Source organism: Flindersiella endophytica, assembly GCF_054779015.1.
The window spans coordinates 63,581-80,079 of the sequence record NZ_BAAGYY010000031.1 but is presented as its reverse complement, the minus strand read 5'-3'; the positions used below and the strand labels follow the sequence as shown (position 1 = coordinate 80,079).

General features: G+C 64.7%; 11 protein-coding genes. All 11 read right to left on the bottom strand.

From position 1 onward, the window contains the following. Positions 1–392: 392 nt before the first annotated feature. The 11 genes from ACYVF6_RS36035 to ACYVF6_RS35985 all read right to left on the bottom strand — a co-directional run bounded on the left by ACYVF6_RS36035 (position 393) and on the right by ACYVF6_RS35985 (position 15,834). Positions 393–5,261, bottom strand: a complete 4,869-nt coding sequence (locus ACYVF6_RS36035) for a DEAD/DEAH box helicase (RefSeq protein ID WP_460528104.1) — start codon at positions 5,259–5,261, stop codon at positions 393–395. A 209-nt stretch (positions 5,262–5,470) separates the two neighbouring features. Further along, positions 5,471–6,493 carry a hypothetical protein gene (locus tag ACYVF6_RS36030; protein WP_460528102.1) on the bottom strand — a complete coding sequence of 341 codons (1,023 nt, stop codon included), beginning with the start codon at positions 6,491–6,493 and terminating at the stop codon, positions 5,471–5,473. Continuing rightward, positions 6,490–8,013, bottom strand: a complete 1,524-nt coding sequence (locus ACYVF6_RS36025; RefSeq protein ID WP_460528100.1) for a hypothetical protein — start codon at positions 8,011–8,013, stop codon at positions 6,490–6,492. Before ACYVF6_RS36025 ends, ACYVF6_RS36030 begins: the two co-directional genes overlap by 4 nt. A gap of 906 nt (positions 8,014–8,919) precedes the next feature. Further along, complete coding sequence (locus tag ACYVF6_RS36020) at positions 8,920–9,432, bottom strand: DUF3846 domain-containing protein (RefSeq protein WP_460528098.1); 513 nt, start codon at positions 9,430–9,432, stop codon at positions 8,920–8,922. A 176-nt stretch (positions 9,433–9,608) separates the two neighbouring features. Beyond that, the gene (locus ACYVF6_RS36015; RefSeq protein WP_460528096.1) at positions 9,609–9,974 is read right to left on the bottom strand and encodes a hypothetical protein; all 366 of its coding nucleotides are present in this window, start codon (positions 9,972–9,974) and stop codon (positions 9,609–9,611) included. A gap of 58 nt (positions 9,975–10,032) precedes the next feature. Further along, positions 10,033–10,680, bottom strand: a complete 648-nt coding sequence (locus ACYVF6_RS36010) for an antirestriction protein ArdA (protein WP_460528094.1) — start codon at positions 10,678–10,680, stop codon at positions 10,033–10,035. A gap of 192 nt (positions 10,681–10,872) precedes the next feature. Beyond that, positions 10,873–12,783 (bottom strand): recombinase family protein, encoded by a 1,911-nt coding sequence (locus ACYVF6_RS36005; RefSeq protein ID WP_460528092.1) that lies wholly within the window; start codon positions 12,781–12,783, stop codon positions 10,873–10,875. After that, positions 12,776–13,018 carry a hypothetical protein gene (locus tag ACYVF6_RS36000; protein ID WP_460528090.1) on the bottom strand — a complete coding sequence of 81 codons (243 nt, stop codon included), beginning with the start codon at positions 13,016–13,018 and terminating at the stop codon, positions 12,776–12,778. The genes ACYVF6_RS36005 and ACYVF6_RS36000 overlap by 8 nt, the downstream gene beginning before the upstream one ends. A gap of 10 nt (positions 13,019–13,028) precedes the next feature. Next, positions 13,029–13,193 carry a hypothetical protein gene (locus ACYVF6_RS35995; protein ID WP_460528088.1) on the bottom strand — a complete coding sequence of 55 codons (165 nt, stop codon included), beginning with the start codon at positions 13,191–13,193 and terminating at the stop codon, positions 13,029–13,031. A 231-nt stretch (positions 13,194–13,424) separates the two neighbouring features. Further along, complete coding sequence (locus ACYVF6_RS35990) at positions 13,425–15,470, bottom strand: hypothetical protein (RefSeq protein ID WP_460528086.1); 2,046 nt, start codon at positions 15,468–15,470, stop codon at positions 13,425–13,427. A 19-nt stretch (positions 15,471–15,489) separates the two neighbouring features. After that, the gene (locus ACYVF6_RS35985) at positions 15,490–15,834 is read right to left on the bottom strand and encodes a hypothetical protein (protein ID WP_460528084.1); all 345 of its coding nucleotides are present in this window, start codon (positions 15,832–15,834) and stop codon (positions 15,490–15,492) included. Between the last annotated feature and the right edge of the window lie 665 nt (positions 15,835–16,499).

Here is a 16,499-nt window from a genome sequence, read left to right as displayed (position 1 = left end):
AGACAGCGGCGCCGACCTGTCACAAGACGACGTGGGCGATGATGCGTCAGCCGTAAGGGGTTGCCGAGCGGAGTGGGAGCAAGGCAACGTGGGTTCTCCATGGCTGCCGTCTTGGAGCCCGGAGGATGAGGCGGCCGAAGACAGGGACCTTGCTGAACCCCGCCTCGGACGTGAGGAGTCTGGGCACCTCAATCCCGCGCAACTGCCACAGGACGAGTACCGCCGGTATCGCGGCCCAGATAGTGCATCATTTCTGTGACGCGGTCGTAGCCGGCAGACTTGACCACCGGTGCAACTCGACGATGTGGCCGAGAAGGCAAGACACCTGCGCCCCAACAAGAGAGTCTTTCTGGACGACTACGTGCCCGTCAGTTGAAACGGCCGTAATTAGGTCAACCATTCTTAAGCACACAAGCATCACGGTTCTGTGTGTGAAAATGATGCGTCTCCCAGTCAGCGACCGGGAGGTTTGTCGCAAGGTCTACTACCTTCGGCTGGTCAACGAGAACCTCGGTGAGCGCGCAGCCGGACACGAGTTGCTCGGCGAGCTCGACAAACCGCTCGACGGCCGCCAGCGTCCGGGCTCGCAACTGCCAGGAATGGTCGCCCTTGGCGGCACCTGTGCAGCCAGACTGTTTGATCAACCGCCTGATCGTTTCACCACCCTTGCCGAGCAGGACGCGGTTCGCCGCGGGGTACGGAATCTGCATCGTGGCTTCAACGGTCGTGCATGCGAGTGCGACCTGTGAGACGACTTCCCGCACAGTCTCTGGCATTTCGGCGATGACTACAAGATCCGCGGAGCTTCCGTCGAACCGAAGATCCCATATCCCTGTCAGCTGCTGCAGTCGCTTAATGCGTTGGCCGCCAGTCCCGATAACCATTCCCTTTTTGTCCGGCAGCACTGAGATTCGAGCGGCCGGACTGTTCAAGATCAGTGTCAGGGCCCTCACAGCGTTGTCAGCAGTTGGACGATCGAAGAAGCGAGCACTGGCTTCGGTGGAGTTGACCTGTACTTCCGCGTGCACGATCTGTTCGATGCGGGACTGGTTGCTCTTGAATGCGGCGCGCCAGTATGGCGGGATTGTGGCTTCAACGATGTATACACGCAGGTCAAGCATCAGCCGACGACGCGATGGATCGACCTCGTGAACCCGTGCAACGACAGGCTCACCCTCGCCGTAGATGTGTCCAGGCGGCACGCCAGCGCCGCCGGCGAAGCCGGTGACGCCGTCTGCCAGAAGAATCGTCAGGCCGTTCTGACCGACGGACCCGATCTTGCCGTTGACCAGCATCCCGGATCGAAACTGCTCGTAGGCAGCGGTTGGCGCGGGCGGTGGCGAGGCGGGCGGCTGGCCGGGTAGAACAGCCCGGACCTGGCGCTGATGGCTCGCGAGATAGAAGTTCCAGACTCGTCTGGACCAGTCGGCTCCCGTCGTGCCAGCGAGCAGCGAGCGAACAACGTCATACGACAGCGGCCGTCGCGCACGCAACTCGAGCGGCTTCGTGCCATCCTCGTTCCTCAGGACGACATGGTGATCGTGTTTGAGGGCAACCTCGGCGAGGCGGGTAGGCCGCCCGCTCAAAGCCGGCCGCCGGTCGGAGACCAGCTGGACCATGACCTCGGTTCCAGCCGAAAGCAGTACGTCGTCACTCACCGTGGCAAAGGGAGGGATCCCGAACGCGTGCCGGAAGCCTACGGACTCATCTTTGTGGATCAGTTCGACACGGGCCCACCGACCCTCCGCTGGTTCGTCGGTGACGACGGCGGGCCAGAAGGAAGCCCGGCTCCCGCCGGGCCGGCCAGGAGGTACGAGTTGGCTGCGTGCTGCGTTGTCGACGTGCTTCGAGAGCGTGGGAAGCAGCGAGATCGTTCTGGTGTTCGCTGGGCCAGGAACTACGACGGCAGAGAGCTTTGCCCCCTCGACGAGGTTTGCGATGAGCTGACTGTCCCGTGGGTCGAGCGCGACTGGCGCCTCGCCTCGTCGTGGGTTGGACTGCTCCGGTACGAGGAATCGGCCGCGGCGGTCTTCCCGGTAGAAGACCCGGAAGCGTGCCTGCCCGTCGCTGACGGTCGGCCCGACGATGACCTGGACGGTGGTCCCTATCTCAAGATCAGGGTGAAGCGATGGATCGCCCGTGATATCCGGTGCTAGCCAGTCAGGCTCCAGGACAACTGCTACCCGGGCGCCGTCGCCGACCTGGTAGCCGGTGCAGACGAACCATGATTCACCGTCTGGTGCGTGGTCGACGATGACCTGGGGTTGGCCGAACCTCGTGCCAGTCGCCCTCTCGCGCCAGGTCGCCATGATGTCGACGGGCGACGCAAGCCCTGCGAGGGCGGCAAGCTCATCATCGTCGTTCTCCTCGAGGCCGGTCTCCGGGTCTTCTGGATCCAGGACGGTGAGACGCTCTACGACCTCCTCGTCCTCCTCCGGTGCATCGGTGCCGCCCGGCCACCTAACGTCGATTTCTGCGGCCTCATCGGCCGCGACATCGCTCTCCGCTACGAGGCTATCGAGCTGATCGCGTCCCTCGACCCCAAGATCATCGGTGTCGTCTTCGCCGCCGTCCTCCTCGGACTCGTCGGCTGCGGCTGCTGCCGCTTGGGTATAGCCGTACGGCGCTCTATAGTCACGGACGCCAGTCAAGCGCAGCCCATCAGAGTCTTCATCGAAAGCGGCGAGGAAGCGGGCACCGGTTGGCCACACGGCCAGGTAGTCGGCGAGTGGATCGATAGATTCCGGGCTCAGACTCCGCGGGGCGCAGTGCAACGCGCATTGCCGAACCAGCTCGATCGGATCGAGGGTGTCGACCGCCCAGGGCAGAACCTCGATGAGGTTTCCGATCAGTCCAATGCCGTCGCGATCAAGGCGGCGGCGAAGCGCGACGACGCGCCCAGCCTGCCGACCCGAAAGCCGGGAGCTCGGTTCAATCAATACAGGCGATTGGGTGGGATCGGCAGTGGGTCGATAGCTGCCGTCATCTTCCAGCTGGTACTGAAGGCTTTGGAGAGCGTGAGACAACACCGCTCGCGTACGCATGAACAACCGCGGTTCCAGTTGGCGCTTGGCCTCCTGCTTCATGCGGGGTGAGAGCAGGCTCAGTACATCGCGCCGGTGGCTGACAGCACGACGGATCAGCTCATGGTCGATCCACCAGTTGGCCGCCCACTCTCGACGTCTGTCGGAGTCCTGCCACGGGAGGCGGTCAGGGTCGGCGCGCTCCCATGCGCTTGCGATCCGGAGAGCAAGATCGAGATCGTCCCGGCAACCTTCTGAGAGGGCGCGGTGGGCCAGATGCGCACGAACGCGCCATTCTGTCGGCCAGCGGAAGCTTTCTGGCAGTAGGTATCGTGTGGAGGCCTTCGGTGCCCCGACTAGCCGTGTGTTCTCCAGCAGCGCCAGGGCCGTGACGATCTCGGGAAGGCAAGCGAGTTGGTCCGCGTACATGACCGCGACCGCGAAGGCCGCTGACCCAAGCCCGCTGAAGCGCTCCAGCTCCTTGCCGTATGGCGTGAGGTCGCCATCGGCGTCGAGGACTCCATTGGAGCGAGCGGCGCGGATGGATCGTACGATCTCGGCTTGGAACGTCTGGATGGCATGCTCGGCGCTCTCGTCGAGCTCCACGTCTGGGACGATGTGCGCGGCGGGCCAAGGAAACTTCAGCGGGTCGTCGACGCCGCCGGCCTTGGCCTTCATGACGAGTTGTTCCAGGTTCGCCCGCGTCGAGCCTGGGGGAGTCTCTCGCGGAAGGCTGGCAAATTGCGCCTTAGAGTACAGCGGGAACACCCAGCCTGGTGCGTCCCGCCCGACGCGGCCCCAACGCTGTTGCAGGCCGGACTGGCTGTGGGGCTTCGTGGGAAAGTCTCCGGTCGCGAGGGTCGGATTCCACTCCTCCTGGCAGATCAACCCGCTGTCTACGACAAATCGCACGCCCTGGACCGTGACCGACGTCTCGGCGATGTTGGTCGAGACCACAACCTTCCGTCGTTCGTCGCGACCACGAGCAGCCAGGGCAGCCTCCTTCACCGAGGCTTCGGCTGTTGCGAGAAGCGGGTACACATCCGTCTGCTCTGGCGCTAGGGCCTTCCTGATCCGGTCGACCACCGGTGTGATCGTCTTCTCGGTAGCCAAGAAGGCGAGGATGTCCCCATAGATCTGGCGTCGATCCAGCTCTTGGACGAGGTTGATCACGAATTGTGCGACGGCATCGGGCATGTTGTGCCGCCAGTCGTCGAGCGGGAGGGTCTTGTCGAACCGCAGTTCATGGAGTTGTCGTGTTGTGTCCCACAGGTCCTCCTGATATCCGTCGTCAAGGAGCGGACCGGGGCGCACAGGCCAGTGAATCGTCAGCCAGTCGTTGAACGTCAGATCCCCGTGTTCGGAAGGATCCGCACAGCTACACGGCAGCGGTTCGTCATTGCCAATTGGGAATAGCGGTGCACCGTATCCGAATGACTTGACCGAAGGCACGTCCTTCCAAGCAACCCTCTCTGGTCCGCCAAAGTAGTCGACGTAGAAGTTGACGTCAAAAGTCGCGGATGTGATGATCACGCGGAGGTGTGGATAGCGGTCAAGCTCCCGTTTGAGAAAGCCGAGGATAAAGTCGATGTTGGAACTTCGCTCGTGGGCCTCGTCGACGACAACAGCCCCGATCTTGCTGAGCCGCCCTTCGCGGAGCCAGTTGATCACGGTGCCATCCGTAGCATAGATCAGTTGGCAACTGTCGTCATGGTTCTTGTCGCCTTTGACCTGGTAGCCAACAGGAAACCCGGGACCGATATGACGAGCGCAGTCAGATATAATGCACCGAGCCTCGATTGTGTCTGGATGCTCATCCTCGAACGCTCCGTGTACGGAGCACTCTCGCCACTGGCAACCGCGAACGAGTTTCTCCCCCACGAAACGAGCGACACCAATCGTCGCCTGTACTCGAGGCTCAGTAACGATGATGGGCCCGTAATCAGCCAGCCTGATCGCTGCATCGTTCGGCGGGTTTAGGAGACGGAATGGAGCGAACGTCGACTTCCCGGTCCCCGTTCCGGCCTTGAGGATTAGGACACGCTTGCTCTGGAGAAGATTCAGGATCTCCAGGATGTCGTTGTCCGTCATCCCGAACTGGTACGGCGCGAGGTCAACCGCTTGGCTGACAGGTCGGTGCGTCTCAGGCAGCTCGCCGAGCCCACCAAGGGGCCCAGTTGGATTGGAGCGGTCGGAGACTTCACCGATCGTCTGGAGATCGATGTAGGCGACGGCCATACTCTGGATGACTTGGCGATGCTGCTTGCGGTGGCGCGGACAACGATCGGTCCGACTACCTCCGCGGTCGATGAGGCGTTGGGCCCAGGCTTCGCTGTACTCAAAGTGGCTGTCGGCCGGCGAAGCGACGTTGGCCATCTCACGCAGACAGTCCTTGCAGCGCACGTCGCGCATCACAGTCCTAGAGATGCCACGCTGGCCCGGTTCGCTCATACTGCCCACGGCCTTCCCTGGGAGAACATCGTGTGCGAGCCGCTCTCAGTGCCAGGCTGTCGGAAGAACATCGGCACAACGGCCAAAGAGTTAGGGTTCTTGATCAGATGCAGAGTGACGGCTCGGTAGAACCCGACGATCGCTGGCTGAAGGCCCGTCTGATACATGTAGATGAGGCACGGCCCGGTCTCGCACAGCTGGCCCAGTTGTCGGCAGCTGAGCTCGAACGCCAGTTCATCGGTTTCTCCAGCGGGGCGCAGCCGTGAAATGTCAGCGTTGCGGAGCCACGCGCCGTCGACTTCGACGTCCATCTCGATATGGCGTATGGACAGGAGCGCGAAGCGCAGTTCAGTCCACAGTCTCGTTGGGATGTCCTCAACCATCTGCGTCGCACGAAGCGGGAAGGGCCGAGCCTCCGAGCCGTCCCGGTAGACGATGGGAGCCTGAACCGGGCGGCCAGCTCTGGTTACGTACTCGCGTAGGACCTCCGTGATGACGCCGTGCGAGACGCCGCCGGGGCTGACAACAGCGCCGGGTGCGCCGTCCAGAACGCTCTCGACCTGCTGTCGAAATCGAAGCGCGACAGCCCGCTTCCCCACGACGCCGGTCGGTGCAAGCCAGCGGTCGGCTGGTGACCGCGCCGGTACCGGCGCCGCCTTATGCTCAGTGCTCCCAGCGTTGAAAGGGCGCCGCAACTCGACCGCGACGTCGCCGGATCGAATCCATTCGTCGATGGCAGTACTAGCGACCTGAGGTAGTCGTGGATCAGTCAGGCTCTCGACTACAGCCGTCGAGTCAACGTCAGAGGTTGGAATGGACAGTGTCGCTGCACCGGCTGCGTAAGCGCGATGCGCCAGGATCTCGAGCTGGGATGAGACCAGCTCATACCGACTGATGTCCGTCCGATCGCCAGGCAGGGCCTTGGCAGCGCGTGCGTATGCTCCGCGAATGTCGGCGAGTAGAGCGGCAACGGCGGAATCCCCAGGCACTCGTACCAGAAGCGCGCGCTCGACAGTCATGCTCGCGCCGTTCGCGATCGTAGGAGCCGTCCGTCGATCTGGTGATCAAGCTCACCTAGTCGGTCGGGGCATCGAACGACCAGCACGCCATCGGGCAGAGCATCGACATCGGCATCAGCAGGGACCGCGAGAGCGACAAGACCTTTGTCGCGGAGGCCCACGGCCAGGCGGATGTCTTCGTCATCTACTTCGTGGCGAGGCAGGACGACCAGCTCGGACCCAGCCTCGAGCCGAATGTCTCGGGCCTGCCACGGTAGCTGGCAGGCGGCAAGCCCGCGGAACATAACGGCAGCGCAATCTGCGTCGATCTCCCAGGTGATACCGACCTTGTGGTCCTCGAGGACACGCGCTTCGACCCCCGTGCCAGCGGCATCCTTGGTGTTGAGCCGTCCGAAGAGCATCCCCAAGATAAGCGCCGCCCTAGCAACTGCTGACTCAGCTTGGCGATCCGGGCGACGCCGCCAAGTTGCACCGCCGTCTAGTATCGAGCCCGCACGCTCCGAGACCGCCAACATGAAGTCAAGCTCGATTTCCCTCCAGGTCTGCGAGAGCAGTGTGAAGCACAGCCGTTCTGGAGTCGTAACCCCGAGCGCGACAACCTCGCGAGCCCGGTCCGCCAGGTCCGGAGGCATCGGGGTAACCGCGAGGAAGAGATCTCTGGCCTCGGCCGGACTGATGCAAGCCGGGTCCTCCCGTCCGAGTTCCAGGCCTCGGGTACGTCCAAAGCGGCGGAGGCTGGCGGGAACGCACATCTCGGGGTGTCCCTGATAGCGGACGTCGACCTTCGCGTGCGACCCTTCAATACGCAGAGCCCGATCAAATCGAATCTCCATGGTCCCACCGCTTTGGAAGGCATCGCACAGCATGAGAGCGGCCAGTGCGCGATTACCCTCATGCGTCCCCACGTGAGGGACCTCGCAGGTCTGCCAGGCGACCACAGACATGCCATCAATGGTTGAATCGTGCGCAAACGCGGCCAGGCCGACGATGACATTCTGGCAGGCAAGGCGAACAGGACGGACTACAAAGTCACGCGGTCGTCGATCCTGATCAATAAACTCCGATCCGTACGCGGGGCCGATCTCGTCCAGCATCCGGCGCAAGCCGATGGGCCGCGCTCGAAGCTCGGCGGCGACAGAATCGACGTAGTCATCGGCGGCCGTATCGAGCATCCCAGCCTGATGTCGCGGCTCCCCGACGTTCATGTGCCATCGCACGACAGCGCCAGCCCCAGGTAGATCCGGCCTGTCGTGGGTGGCCGCCACGACGCACGCGAACGATGCATCGTCGACCGGCAAGAGCGGAACAAGATTGGGCGGCAAGGGCCACGGGCTGGCATTGATCAGATCAATAGCCCACTCAACGCTCGGCGGACGGGTTGTATCCGGGTCCGGTCGGTATAGAAGAGTGTCAACCTCCGTATGACCTGCGGCATGAGCCTTCAAGAGAGGGGGCGGAGCGATCAGGCCCTGTCGACGACAGTACGCGTCGATCACCTCTGACAGGTCGCTCTGCGCCATCGTTGCTTCCTCCCCGAAACCATCGGACGCGGACATGAGCGTATGTACTATGGGCGTCACATCTGTCCGCCGGTTACGCAGGAGGTACACCGTGGCATGCGGCAACCCTGACATTTCGCGCGACGCGCTCGGGAGTCAGCCAGCACACCTGAATCACCCGAAACCCGGGCAGAGTTTCTGGACACCTGCTCGCCCCGAGCCGCCAGAGGTCGGCGTGATCCTTGGACACAAGGGCGTGTTTTCGTTCAAAGTCGGTGTTCCAGGTGGTCCGCGCGATGGGCACACCCTAATCGCGGACGGTGACTTCTCCGACGATCCCGAGGGCTTCAACGCCGACCACAATCACTATGGTCCGGACGCCGGTAGGCCCGGAGAGTTCTTCAATGAAGACAGAGGGTACTACACAGGACCCGATCACTAATCGGAAGCCTTGTAATCCCCGGGGGATGATTGTGTGGTAAACTGAAATGGAATGACTGATTTTCCACGCGACGCGAATGAGGGCATCTTTGCTCTCAAGTTATCACACCTTGCGGACGCACTTCGTAGCGCAATCCTATGTGCGCCGGATGGGGCGTCAGTGCGAGCCCTTGAAGGTATCTGTATTGGACTGTCGCCACTATTCTCGAAACTACATCCAGATCTTGATCTGGAACTAATACATCTCGCGCACTTTGTCGAGGATGCGCTCGACCCCACTGTTGCGGAGCCTCAACGTGATGCGATGGCTCGACAGGCTGAGTCCACGAATCGTATTATTCTGAGTCTTCTATCGAGAACAACGGAGGCGCAACAGTAATCTAAAGCATGGAAAGCGGCAGGTCCTGTTAGCTGGGTGGAGCGGGGGGCAGCATTCTTCGCTGTCTCCCGCGGGGAGCCGAGCCCAGGAACCGGCTCGGTTGAGGTTCACCTCTTGCTTAGCTCACCCAAGGGTTCGGGCAGGATCCGGACGTCGTTGACAAACCGTCGCCAGTGCACGAGGCGGAGGCCGGGGATGTAGGCCTCATGCCAGTCCGTGAAGACCTCGCTGTCGACGTCCCAGCCATCGTTGTCGGCCCTTTGGAACTGGACCTGGTACCGCTCGGTGCTGAACAGCAGGTCCACGAGGTCGTCGGGCGTCGTGGTGTCGGAGCCCTCCTCGTCGGCTGGTCCGAGGATGAAGGCGTCGCCGACGATGACGTCGCGCCCGCGGATCGTCGTGTTGTGCACCCAGGCCAGCGCTGTAGCCCGTGCGTTAAGTGGGAGCTCGAGGAGCTTGCCTTCCTCGTTGAGGTAGAGGCTTGCGGCCGGTCGCTCCAGGTTGACGACCTCCAGATGCCCACCGACCAGACGCCGGTAAGCGGTGAAGTCGTCCTTGGCGAGGTGCTCCATAGCGACTGGTTGTCCCGGATCGGCCGGGATGACGATGGCACTCAGCATGGCTGCTCGTTTCCGGACCCTGATGGCTTGGTTGCCTGGCGGGCGGGTCCGCTTCCACACCAGGCCGATCGCCCGCCCTCGGGAAACACGGTCTGGCGTGGAGGTTTTGTTGTTCGGGAGTGGAGCAGGTGCGTTGGGCACTGCTCCACTCCCTTGGCGAGGTCGCGCCTCCGCGACTACTCGGCCTGGCCGCTCGGGTGGCGCTTGGCCCGTCCCTTGGAGAGAGGCGTCGCATCGTCCTGGTCGGACGCGCCGAACAGGCCTTGGATGGCGCTGCGGCGGGCTTCAGCCTCTCGTTCGATCTCGTCGACGATGGCTTGGGCCTTGGCGGCGAAGTCGCCTTCCTGCTGCTTCTGAGCCACGTACAGCTCGACGGCCTTCAGGCCAGCGTCGGCCAGCGACAGGTCCTCGACCTGGGCGACCAGCGCGAAGCGAGCGTGGATGGCGTCAGGTAGCCGAAGCGCCAGCGTCTTGATGCCGGTGCCTCGACCGGATGTGGGTTCCGACACGGAATCCTCCTCGGTGTTGGTGCGGCCGGCCATCCCTCTGACGGGATGACGGTTGCGGCCGCACGGCACCGACGAAGTGCCGCCTGCTGAGTCATTCGGACGGGTCGAAGACGTACACGCCGTCGCCGCCGCGGGCGATGTGCAGCTGGCTTTCGAGCTCAGCAGCGAGCGCCTGGCGATCCAGCCGCAGGTGTCGGCGATACGACTCGGGTGCGTTGGCGATGTAGGTCGGCGCGCCGAGGTCATCCAGTACGTGGTCGACGAAGGCGTCGAGCGATTCCCACCGGCCGACGTAGGCCTGGCCGAAGCGGTTCAGCTGGACGGCGTTGTCCAGGCCGGTGCTAGCCGCCCAGTGGGCGTAGGCCTCGCCGTGCGCGACCAGGCCGCGGGCCAGTCGTGAGACGTCGGACAAGGAGTGGTCCGGACCGACCTCGAGCCCGGCGAAGCCGCTGTGGCCGTGGATCTCCCACTCGTCGGTGGCTAGACCGAACTCGCGGGCTATTGGCGAGGTTCGGAGCATCGTCTCGATACCGGCCAGCAGCTCCTCGGGCGGCTGGTCGGCGTCGAGCCACACGCCGTGCTGGATGCCGAAGTTGAAGTCGTGCACGCTGGCGGCGTAGATCCGCGGCTGAAGACCTGCCTCGACGTGCTCACGAGACTCGCTGTGCTCGGCATCGGTGGCGCTGGTTGGTTCTGGGGTGTCCTGAAGATCACCTCCTTGGTTGGGGTGCTGTTCCATGGCTGTTCCTCCATATGAAGTTGTGGGTGATCCCCAGGTCGGCCGGTGCGGCCGACCTGGGGATGGGTGGTGTCCGAAACCGGCTGCGCCGAGCCTCAGACCGCCGGTCGAGCGGATCACTCGTCGTGGTCACTCGACGGCTGTGGTGGTTGTGGTGGGGTATCGCCGGGATCTTCCGGCGGAATCAAGCGCTTACGCTGGAGACGCTCCAGCACGCTGACCAGCCCTTCCAGTAGTCCAGGCCGGTTCGAGTAGCGCTGTAACAGGGGCACTCAACAGATCCGCAAACCCGGCTGCCGTGGCGCGAGTCGCGGTGGTCAGGGTTTCGGCGGATTCATCGGTGATGGTTACTTTCAGGTGCGCTTCCTTGCGCCTGTGACTGTAGACGACCTGGAGCCTCAGTGCGTCGTACAGGTCGCGCTGGAGCTGCTCGGGCGCCTTGCTGAGGTGTTTGCTGAGCGTGGGTAGCCGGTCGAGCAGGCTCGCGTCCTGGCGGCCGGTCTGGGCTGGCTGGGCGGCGAGCTGCTCAAGCTCGGCCTGGCGTGTCTTGAGCTGCTTCGCGAGGTCGGCGAAGCGTTCGCGCAGCCGCTGCCGGAACGCCTTGCGGGTGTCCTCGTCCATGTCGTCGTCGAGGTCCTCGATCTCGTCGAGTACCCGGTCTTGCCTGGCGCGGATGTCGGCGATCAGCTTGTGCAGGGCTGCGGTGCGGTGCCGTCTTTCCTGCTCGGCGCTGTCGTCGTGGGTGACGGCTTTGAGGGCGTCGGCAAACAACTGCTGCCGTTCTGGTCCGAAAACCCGTGTTGCGAAGAACTCGTGTACGGCGTCGTTGAGTGCTTTCTCCCGGACGCGGACGCAGGTGGGATGTTCCTCGGCCCACGCCTTGCCCGTATCCCGTTGGGTCTTCCGGTAGCAGAGGAAGTAGGGGTACGTGTACTTGTCGTTGCACCTCTCGGTCTTGCCGTACATCCGCCGGCCGCAGTCCTCGTGCACGACGTAGGAGCGCAGCAGGTACGTGTACCTGGTGTCCGGGTGCGCGTTCGCGGCTGTACCCGTACGGGTGCGCTCGCGCTCTTTGGCGATCTCAGCGGCCTTCTCGAACTGCTCCCGCGTGACCAGCGGTTCGTGTACGGGCTGGGGCGACCAGGTCCACTCGCTCGGCGGGTTGTTCCGTCCGCCCTTCTTCCGGGCGCGGCGGTTCCACACCATGTACCCGGTGTACTTCGGGTTGTGCAGCAGCTCGCGTACGGAGGACCAGGTCCAGCGCCCGCGTGCCCGCGCGGGGTCTGGTGGGACGGGCGGCGGGTATCGGTCGGGGTCGGCGTTCAGCCGTTCGGCGATGTCGTCGTACCCGAGCCGCTCACCTGCTCGGAGCGCGAAGATGTACGTAACGACCGGCCCGGTTACGGGGTCGGGTACGAGCCGGTGCTTCGTTCGCCCTTCAGCGCGGCGGGCGGGTACGGGGTGCGGCACCTTCGCGGCCTTGTACCCGTACGGCGGCTTGCCGATGTTCCAACCCTGCTTGGTGTGCTCGACGGAGCCGCCCCAGGACAGCTCCAGCATGTTGAGGACGTACCACTCGGAGATGACTTGCTTCATCCGCCGAGTCAGGACGGTTCCGGCCTTCCTCGGCCGGCTGCTGCCCATGCCTTGCAGAGCCTGTGAGAGCTGTTCTGGGCTTACGCCTTCGTCCAGCGCGAGCAGCGGAACGCCTGCTTGCTCCAGTTCGTACTCGATCTTGGTTCCGAAGTAGGTGACGCGGGCGATCCGATCAACTGATTCGCAGACGACGGCGACAAAGCGCCGGTTCGCGTCCTTTGCCTCGGAAAGCAAGTCCTGCACGCCGCCGTCCCTGGGAACCTTGATGTCGAACGCGGTGTGGTCGGTGCCGTGCCCGCGCTTATCCAGGTCCATCCGCCCGGACTCGACGTCCCAGAAGTGCGCCACGATCACCACGTTGGACGGCAGCGCCTCACGGATGCGATTGAGCTGACGTGGCAGCGAGAGCGTTGGGTCCTGCGAGTCCTTGTCGGAGACGCGAGCCGCCCAGGCGATCGGGATCATCGCCGCTGCGGCGGGAATCGCTTGTTCCACAGACTCAAGCATGTCTGCCTCCCTTCTTCGCGGCAGCTTCCCGGAGTCGTGCGTAGGCTTCGGGATCGTTCTCGCGGACGTACTCTCGGAACAGCCGGCGCGCGACGGCTGACGCGGTTTCCCCGTTGGCGGCGGTCACTTCCTGGAAGATCTCCCATTCGTGATCGGGTACCCGGATACCGCGTGTCGGCGTGTTGGGCGTCTTGGTCGGCGGCATGTGAACAAGATAGGCGCGTTGTTCATACATCGTCAACACCTCACGCTGCCGTACTTCCGCCGTCTTCCTCCTCCGTGAGCCAGACCAGCAGGGCGCGGATCGCGTCCGCCTGGCGACGCCGGAGCAGCTTCGCCTCCTCGCCGCGTACGACGAGGATCTCGTAGGTCACCTTCAGCGGCCGGCGGTCGTCGGGCCTGGCGGTCATGCGATCGCCTCCTCGGCGCGGCTGCACGGATCGATCCGTGCGCACGGATCGGAAGGGCCGATGACCTCGGAATCGGCCTTGTTTCGCGGGGTTCGGGGCATCCGATCCGTGATCCGTGCACCCGGACATTTCGACTGTCCGCCCTGGTCATCGACTGGTTTGGATCCGTGCACCGATCCGTGCGGCGCACGGGTTGATATGTGCGCTGCACAGATGGGCGCACGGATCGTGTCACACATCGTCGAGCCCTTCCGGGCTCCCGCCGGGCCACGTCATCGCGACCTCGGGCGGGGTTGCCGCGCCGCTGAGGTACTGCCGCAGTGCCCAGCGGACGTCTGCCCGGAGGTAGCCCCGGCCGCGCTGTCCGTCCTCGGTGAACGGGTGCATGGTGGGCTGGACACCACACGCGGCGAGCAGCATGCCAAGCCGCTTGCTGGACAGCTCCGGGCGCAGCTCGGCGAGCAGGAACGTGGTGTGCAGCCGATCGACGTTGCGCTTGCGGAAGACCGCGTCGACGGCCGCGAGGATCGGCGGCACCTTCGCTGTACCGCCATTGCCCGGCTGGCTCGGCTGCTGCTCGTCTCGGCGGAACGGGGACGGGATCAGCGTCGACGGTTCGAGGCCGAGTTTCTCGGCGGTCGTCTGCGGTTCGGTCGGCGGCTGGTAGGTCGTGGTGGGTTGGGGTTGGGCGCCGGGCATGAGGTGTCCGGCGCGTTCGTGGCTCCACCGGTCGTGGTATCTGCCGGCTGCGTGGGCGGCTGCGGCCGAGCCGGCGTCCAGGTCGGGGCCGATGGGGGTGTTGCGTTCGGCGATGCCGCCTGGTCCGCCGATCTCTTCGTAGGCGACCCACCAGGCTTTGGCGGGCAGGATGCGGGTGTCTTGTCCGGCTTGGACGAGCATGGTGCCGGGATGTTCGAGCTTGGCGAGGTCGGCGGCGATCTTGGTGTCGCCGAAGATGTACCGGGCGTCGTTGGCGTCGGCGACGCCGAGCCCGAACGTGTTCTCCAACTGCGACTTGAGGTCGCCGGACCCGAGCATGGTCACGGTTCCGCGTTGGGCGACCAGGTCGACGCTGACGGCCTCGGAGCGGCCGAGTTGGACGATCTTCAACCCGAGCCGGGCGTTCGTGGCGTTGCTGACATCGTGTTGTCCGAAGATCAGCGCGACCTCTTCGCAGAGGATCATGATCTCGGGAAGCTGCGGCGTGGGTGTGATCTTGTCACCGCCCGCTCCGCTGTTGGCGCGGTGGTCGATCACGGCCGTTGCCGCGAGCAGCATGCGGGAGATCTCGGCTGGCGTGGTGGCTACCCAGTCGATGACCGGTCGATGCGTACGCCCTTCGAACCATGGTTGGAGCCACGGCCGGGCGGTGCGTCCGCCTTTGCCGTCGATCATCCACACGACTGCGTCGACGCAGCGGGTGAGTCCTGTGACCTTGACGTTGATCAGGTTGGATTTGCCCTTGCCGCGCAGACCGACCGTCTTGGACGCGCGTCCCTGCATCGGGACCTCCAGCTGGGTGGAGTCTTCGTACACGCCGAGGGGCAAGGGATCGTTGATCGTGAGCGGCCGGTTGTCGCGAGGGATGGGAATCGTCTTGGACAGCACGTCGACTTCGTTGAGGTGCAGCCACACGTCGGCTGCCGTGCTGCCACGCTCCACGTAGAGCGCCCCGTACCGCAGACCGGCGGCGATCTCGATCTCTTCGGTCTTGTTCCGCAGGGTTGCGTACTTGACCTTCCCGTCCACGGGGAGCAGAAGGCGAAGCGAGTAGCAGCCAGGGCCATGCTCGACCCGATCCCGCTGGACGATGCCAGGCATACCGAGCATCGCCAGGAGGTCCGGCCAACGGCGAGCCTCTGCGGCCTCCCTGCGTCGGCGTAGCTCCTCTTCCTCCTTGAAGCGTTTGCGGTAGTGGGTGTGGCGGGCCAGGAACCACAGCGGGCCGAGCAGGCCGAGCCCGCACGACAGCCCGGTGACAGCCCGCATCGACCACGCCGTGGTCGCCGTCGTCCAGACCAACCACGCTCCGGCAGCGGTGACGACCATCACTGCATACGTGCTGGCGAACCGTCCAGGGTCGGCCCGCCGGCACGCGGCGATGGTGCCGATCAGCGCGCAGACAACGACCGCGGCAACGTACAAGGCACTCACTCGCACCACGTCGAGGACGGCTCCGGCGGTGTAGAGCGCGAACGCCGCGATAACCGGGGTACTGATGACCGACCAGCGCCACGGCGTGGCGAGCAGGCTTGGCCGTGCTGTCGTGCGACTCATGGTCTCCTCCCTTCTGTCGTTACCGGTTGGTCTGGACGTCCCAGAGCTCTTCGCGTGGACGGGGGTTCTCGAGGCGCTCGAACTCATCGGCGTGCTGCTGGCGGAAGATCCCGCGTGCCTGGCTGGCGTGGTCGGTCAGCGACCCGGCGGCCGAGGCCAACTCGGACAGGTGCTCGACCACGGCGGAACCGATCGGCAGGTCAGAGGCGAACCGCTGCGCGAGGTTCGCCTGCGTGACAGCGAGCGCTTCGTAGAGCTGGCCGAGGTCCTGCAGGAAGTTGTCGACCTCGGTGATGCTCTCCGGCTCCCACGAGCCGATCGCGGTGATGGCTTCGGCGGCGTTCTCGATGGGTGCGTTGGACATGGTGGTGTCTCCCTTCACTGGTTGGGGGTTCTTGCTCGGGCGCTGCTTTGGCGTGCCCGGCTTCATCTCCGGCAGCGGCTTGCGGCCGGAAGGCTTGGCGTTCGTGGCGGGCGAGGACTGTTCAGGTGGCCGGCGTCGAAAGACTCGACAGAACGCCGCGCGCGACGTGCGAGCGACCCAGGCCAGAACGCGTGAGTGTCGCGGTTTGGCGCTTCGGGTTCGGCTGCGGGCGGGTCTGCGCGTGGGTGTGGTGGGTTGCCGTCCGGCGGGCGGCTTGGGCGTCCGACCGCCGAACATCCGCCCGGCTGCGCGACGTGCCGCAGCCACGTGACGTGCCGCGCCGCCCCGGAACGACGACGATCGGAACGGGTGCGTTCGTCGGTTGGCGCCCGCGCCGCCGGACGGACGGCCCTGGACGCCAGCTCTTCGGCTGGGACGTGCGCCCGGGCGAGCGGCGGGCTTGGTCGGCCTCGTCGTCGCGCTGTTGCCAGCGGATGGCTTCGGGTGGCGTTGGGTTCGCTTGCCGGTCAGTCGCTCGCGCAGACGTCTCCCGGCCGAGCCCAACGCACGCTTGACGGACCGGGGCTCGACAGCGCCGCGCCCGTTGGGCTGCCTCCGACCGAGCCCTCTTGTCCGCCGCGCTTCGTTGCTCTTCCGGCCGGAGC

Bases quoted from the DNA above. Each gene is read 5' to 3' on its own strand.
- ACYVF6_RS36010 (WP_460528094.1), bottom strand. From the start codon at position 10,680: ATGGAACAGCACCCCAACCAAGGAGGTGATCTTCAGGACACCCCAGAA.
- ACYVF6_RS36005 (WP_460528092.1), bottom strand. From the start codon at position 12,783: ATGCTTGAGTCTGTGGAACAAGCGATTCCCGCCGCAGCGGCGATGATC.
- ACYVF6_RS36015 (WP_460528096.1), bottom strand. From the start codon at position 9,974: ATGGCCGGCCGCACCAACACCGAGGAGGATTCCGTGTCGGAACCCACA.
- ACYVF6_RS36020 (WP_460528098.1), bottom strand. From the start codon at position 9,432: ATGCTGAGTGCCATCGTCATCCCGGCCGATCCGGGACAACCAGTCGCT.
- ACYVF6_RS36025 (WP_460528100.1), bottom strand. From the start codon at position 8,013: ATGGCGCAGAGCGACCTGTCAGAGGTGATCGACGCGTACTGTCGTCGA.
- ACYVF6_RS36030 (WP_460528102.1), bottom strand. From the start codon at position 6,493: ATGACTGTCGAGCGCGCGCTTCTGGTACGAGTGCCTGGGGATTCCGCC.
- ACYVF6_RS36000 (WP_460528090.1), bottom strand. From the start codon at position 13,018: ATGTATGAACAACGCGCCTATCTTGTTCACATGCCGCCGACCAAGACG.
- ACYVF6_RS36035 (WP_460528104.1), bottom strand. From the start codon at position 5,261: ATGGCCGTCGCCTACATCGATCTCCAGACGATCGGTGAAGTCTCCGAC.
- ACYVF6_RS35985 (WP_460528084.1), bottom strand. From the start codon at position 15,834: ATGTCCAACGCACCCATCGAGAACGCCGCCGAAGCCATCACCGCGATC.
- ACYVF6_RS35995 (WP_460528088.1), bottom strand. From the start codon at position 13,193: ATGACCGCCAGGCCCGACGACCGCCGGCCGCTGAAGGTGACCTACGAG.
- ACYVF6_RS35990 (WP_460528086.1), bottom strand. From the start codon at position 15,470: ATGAGTCGCACGACAGCACGGCCAAGCCTGCTCGCCACGCCGTGGCGC.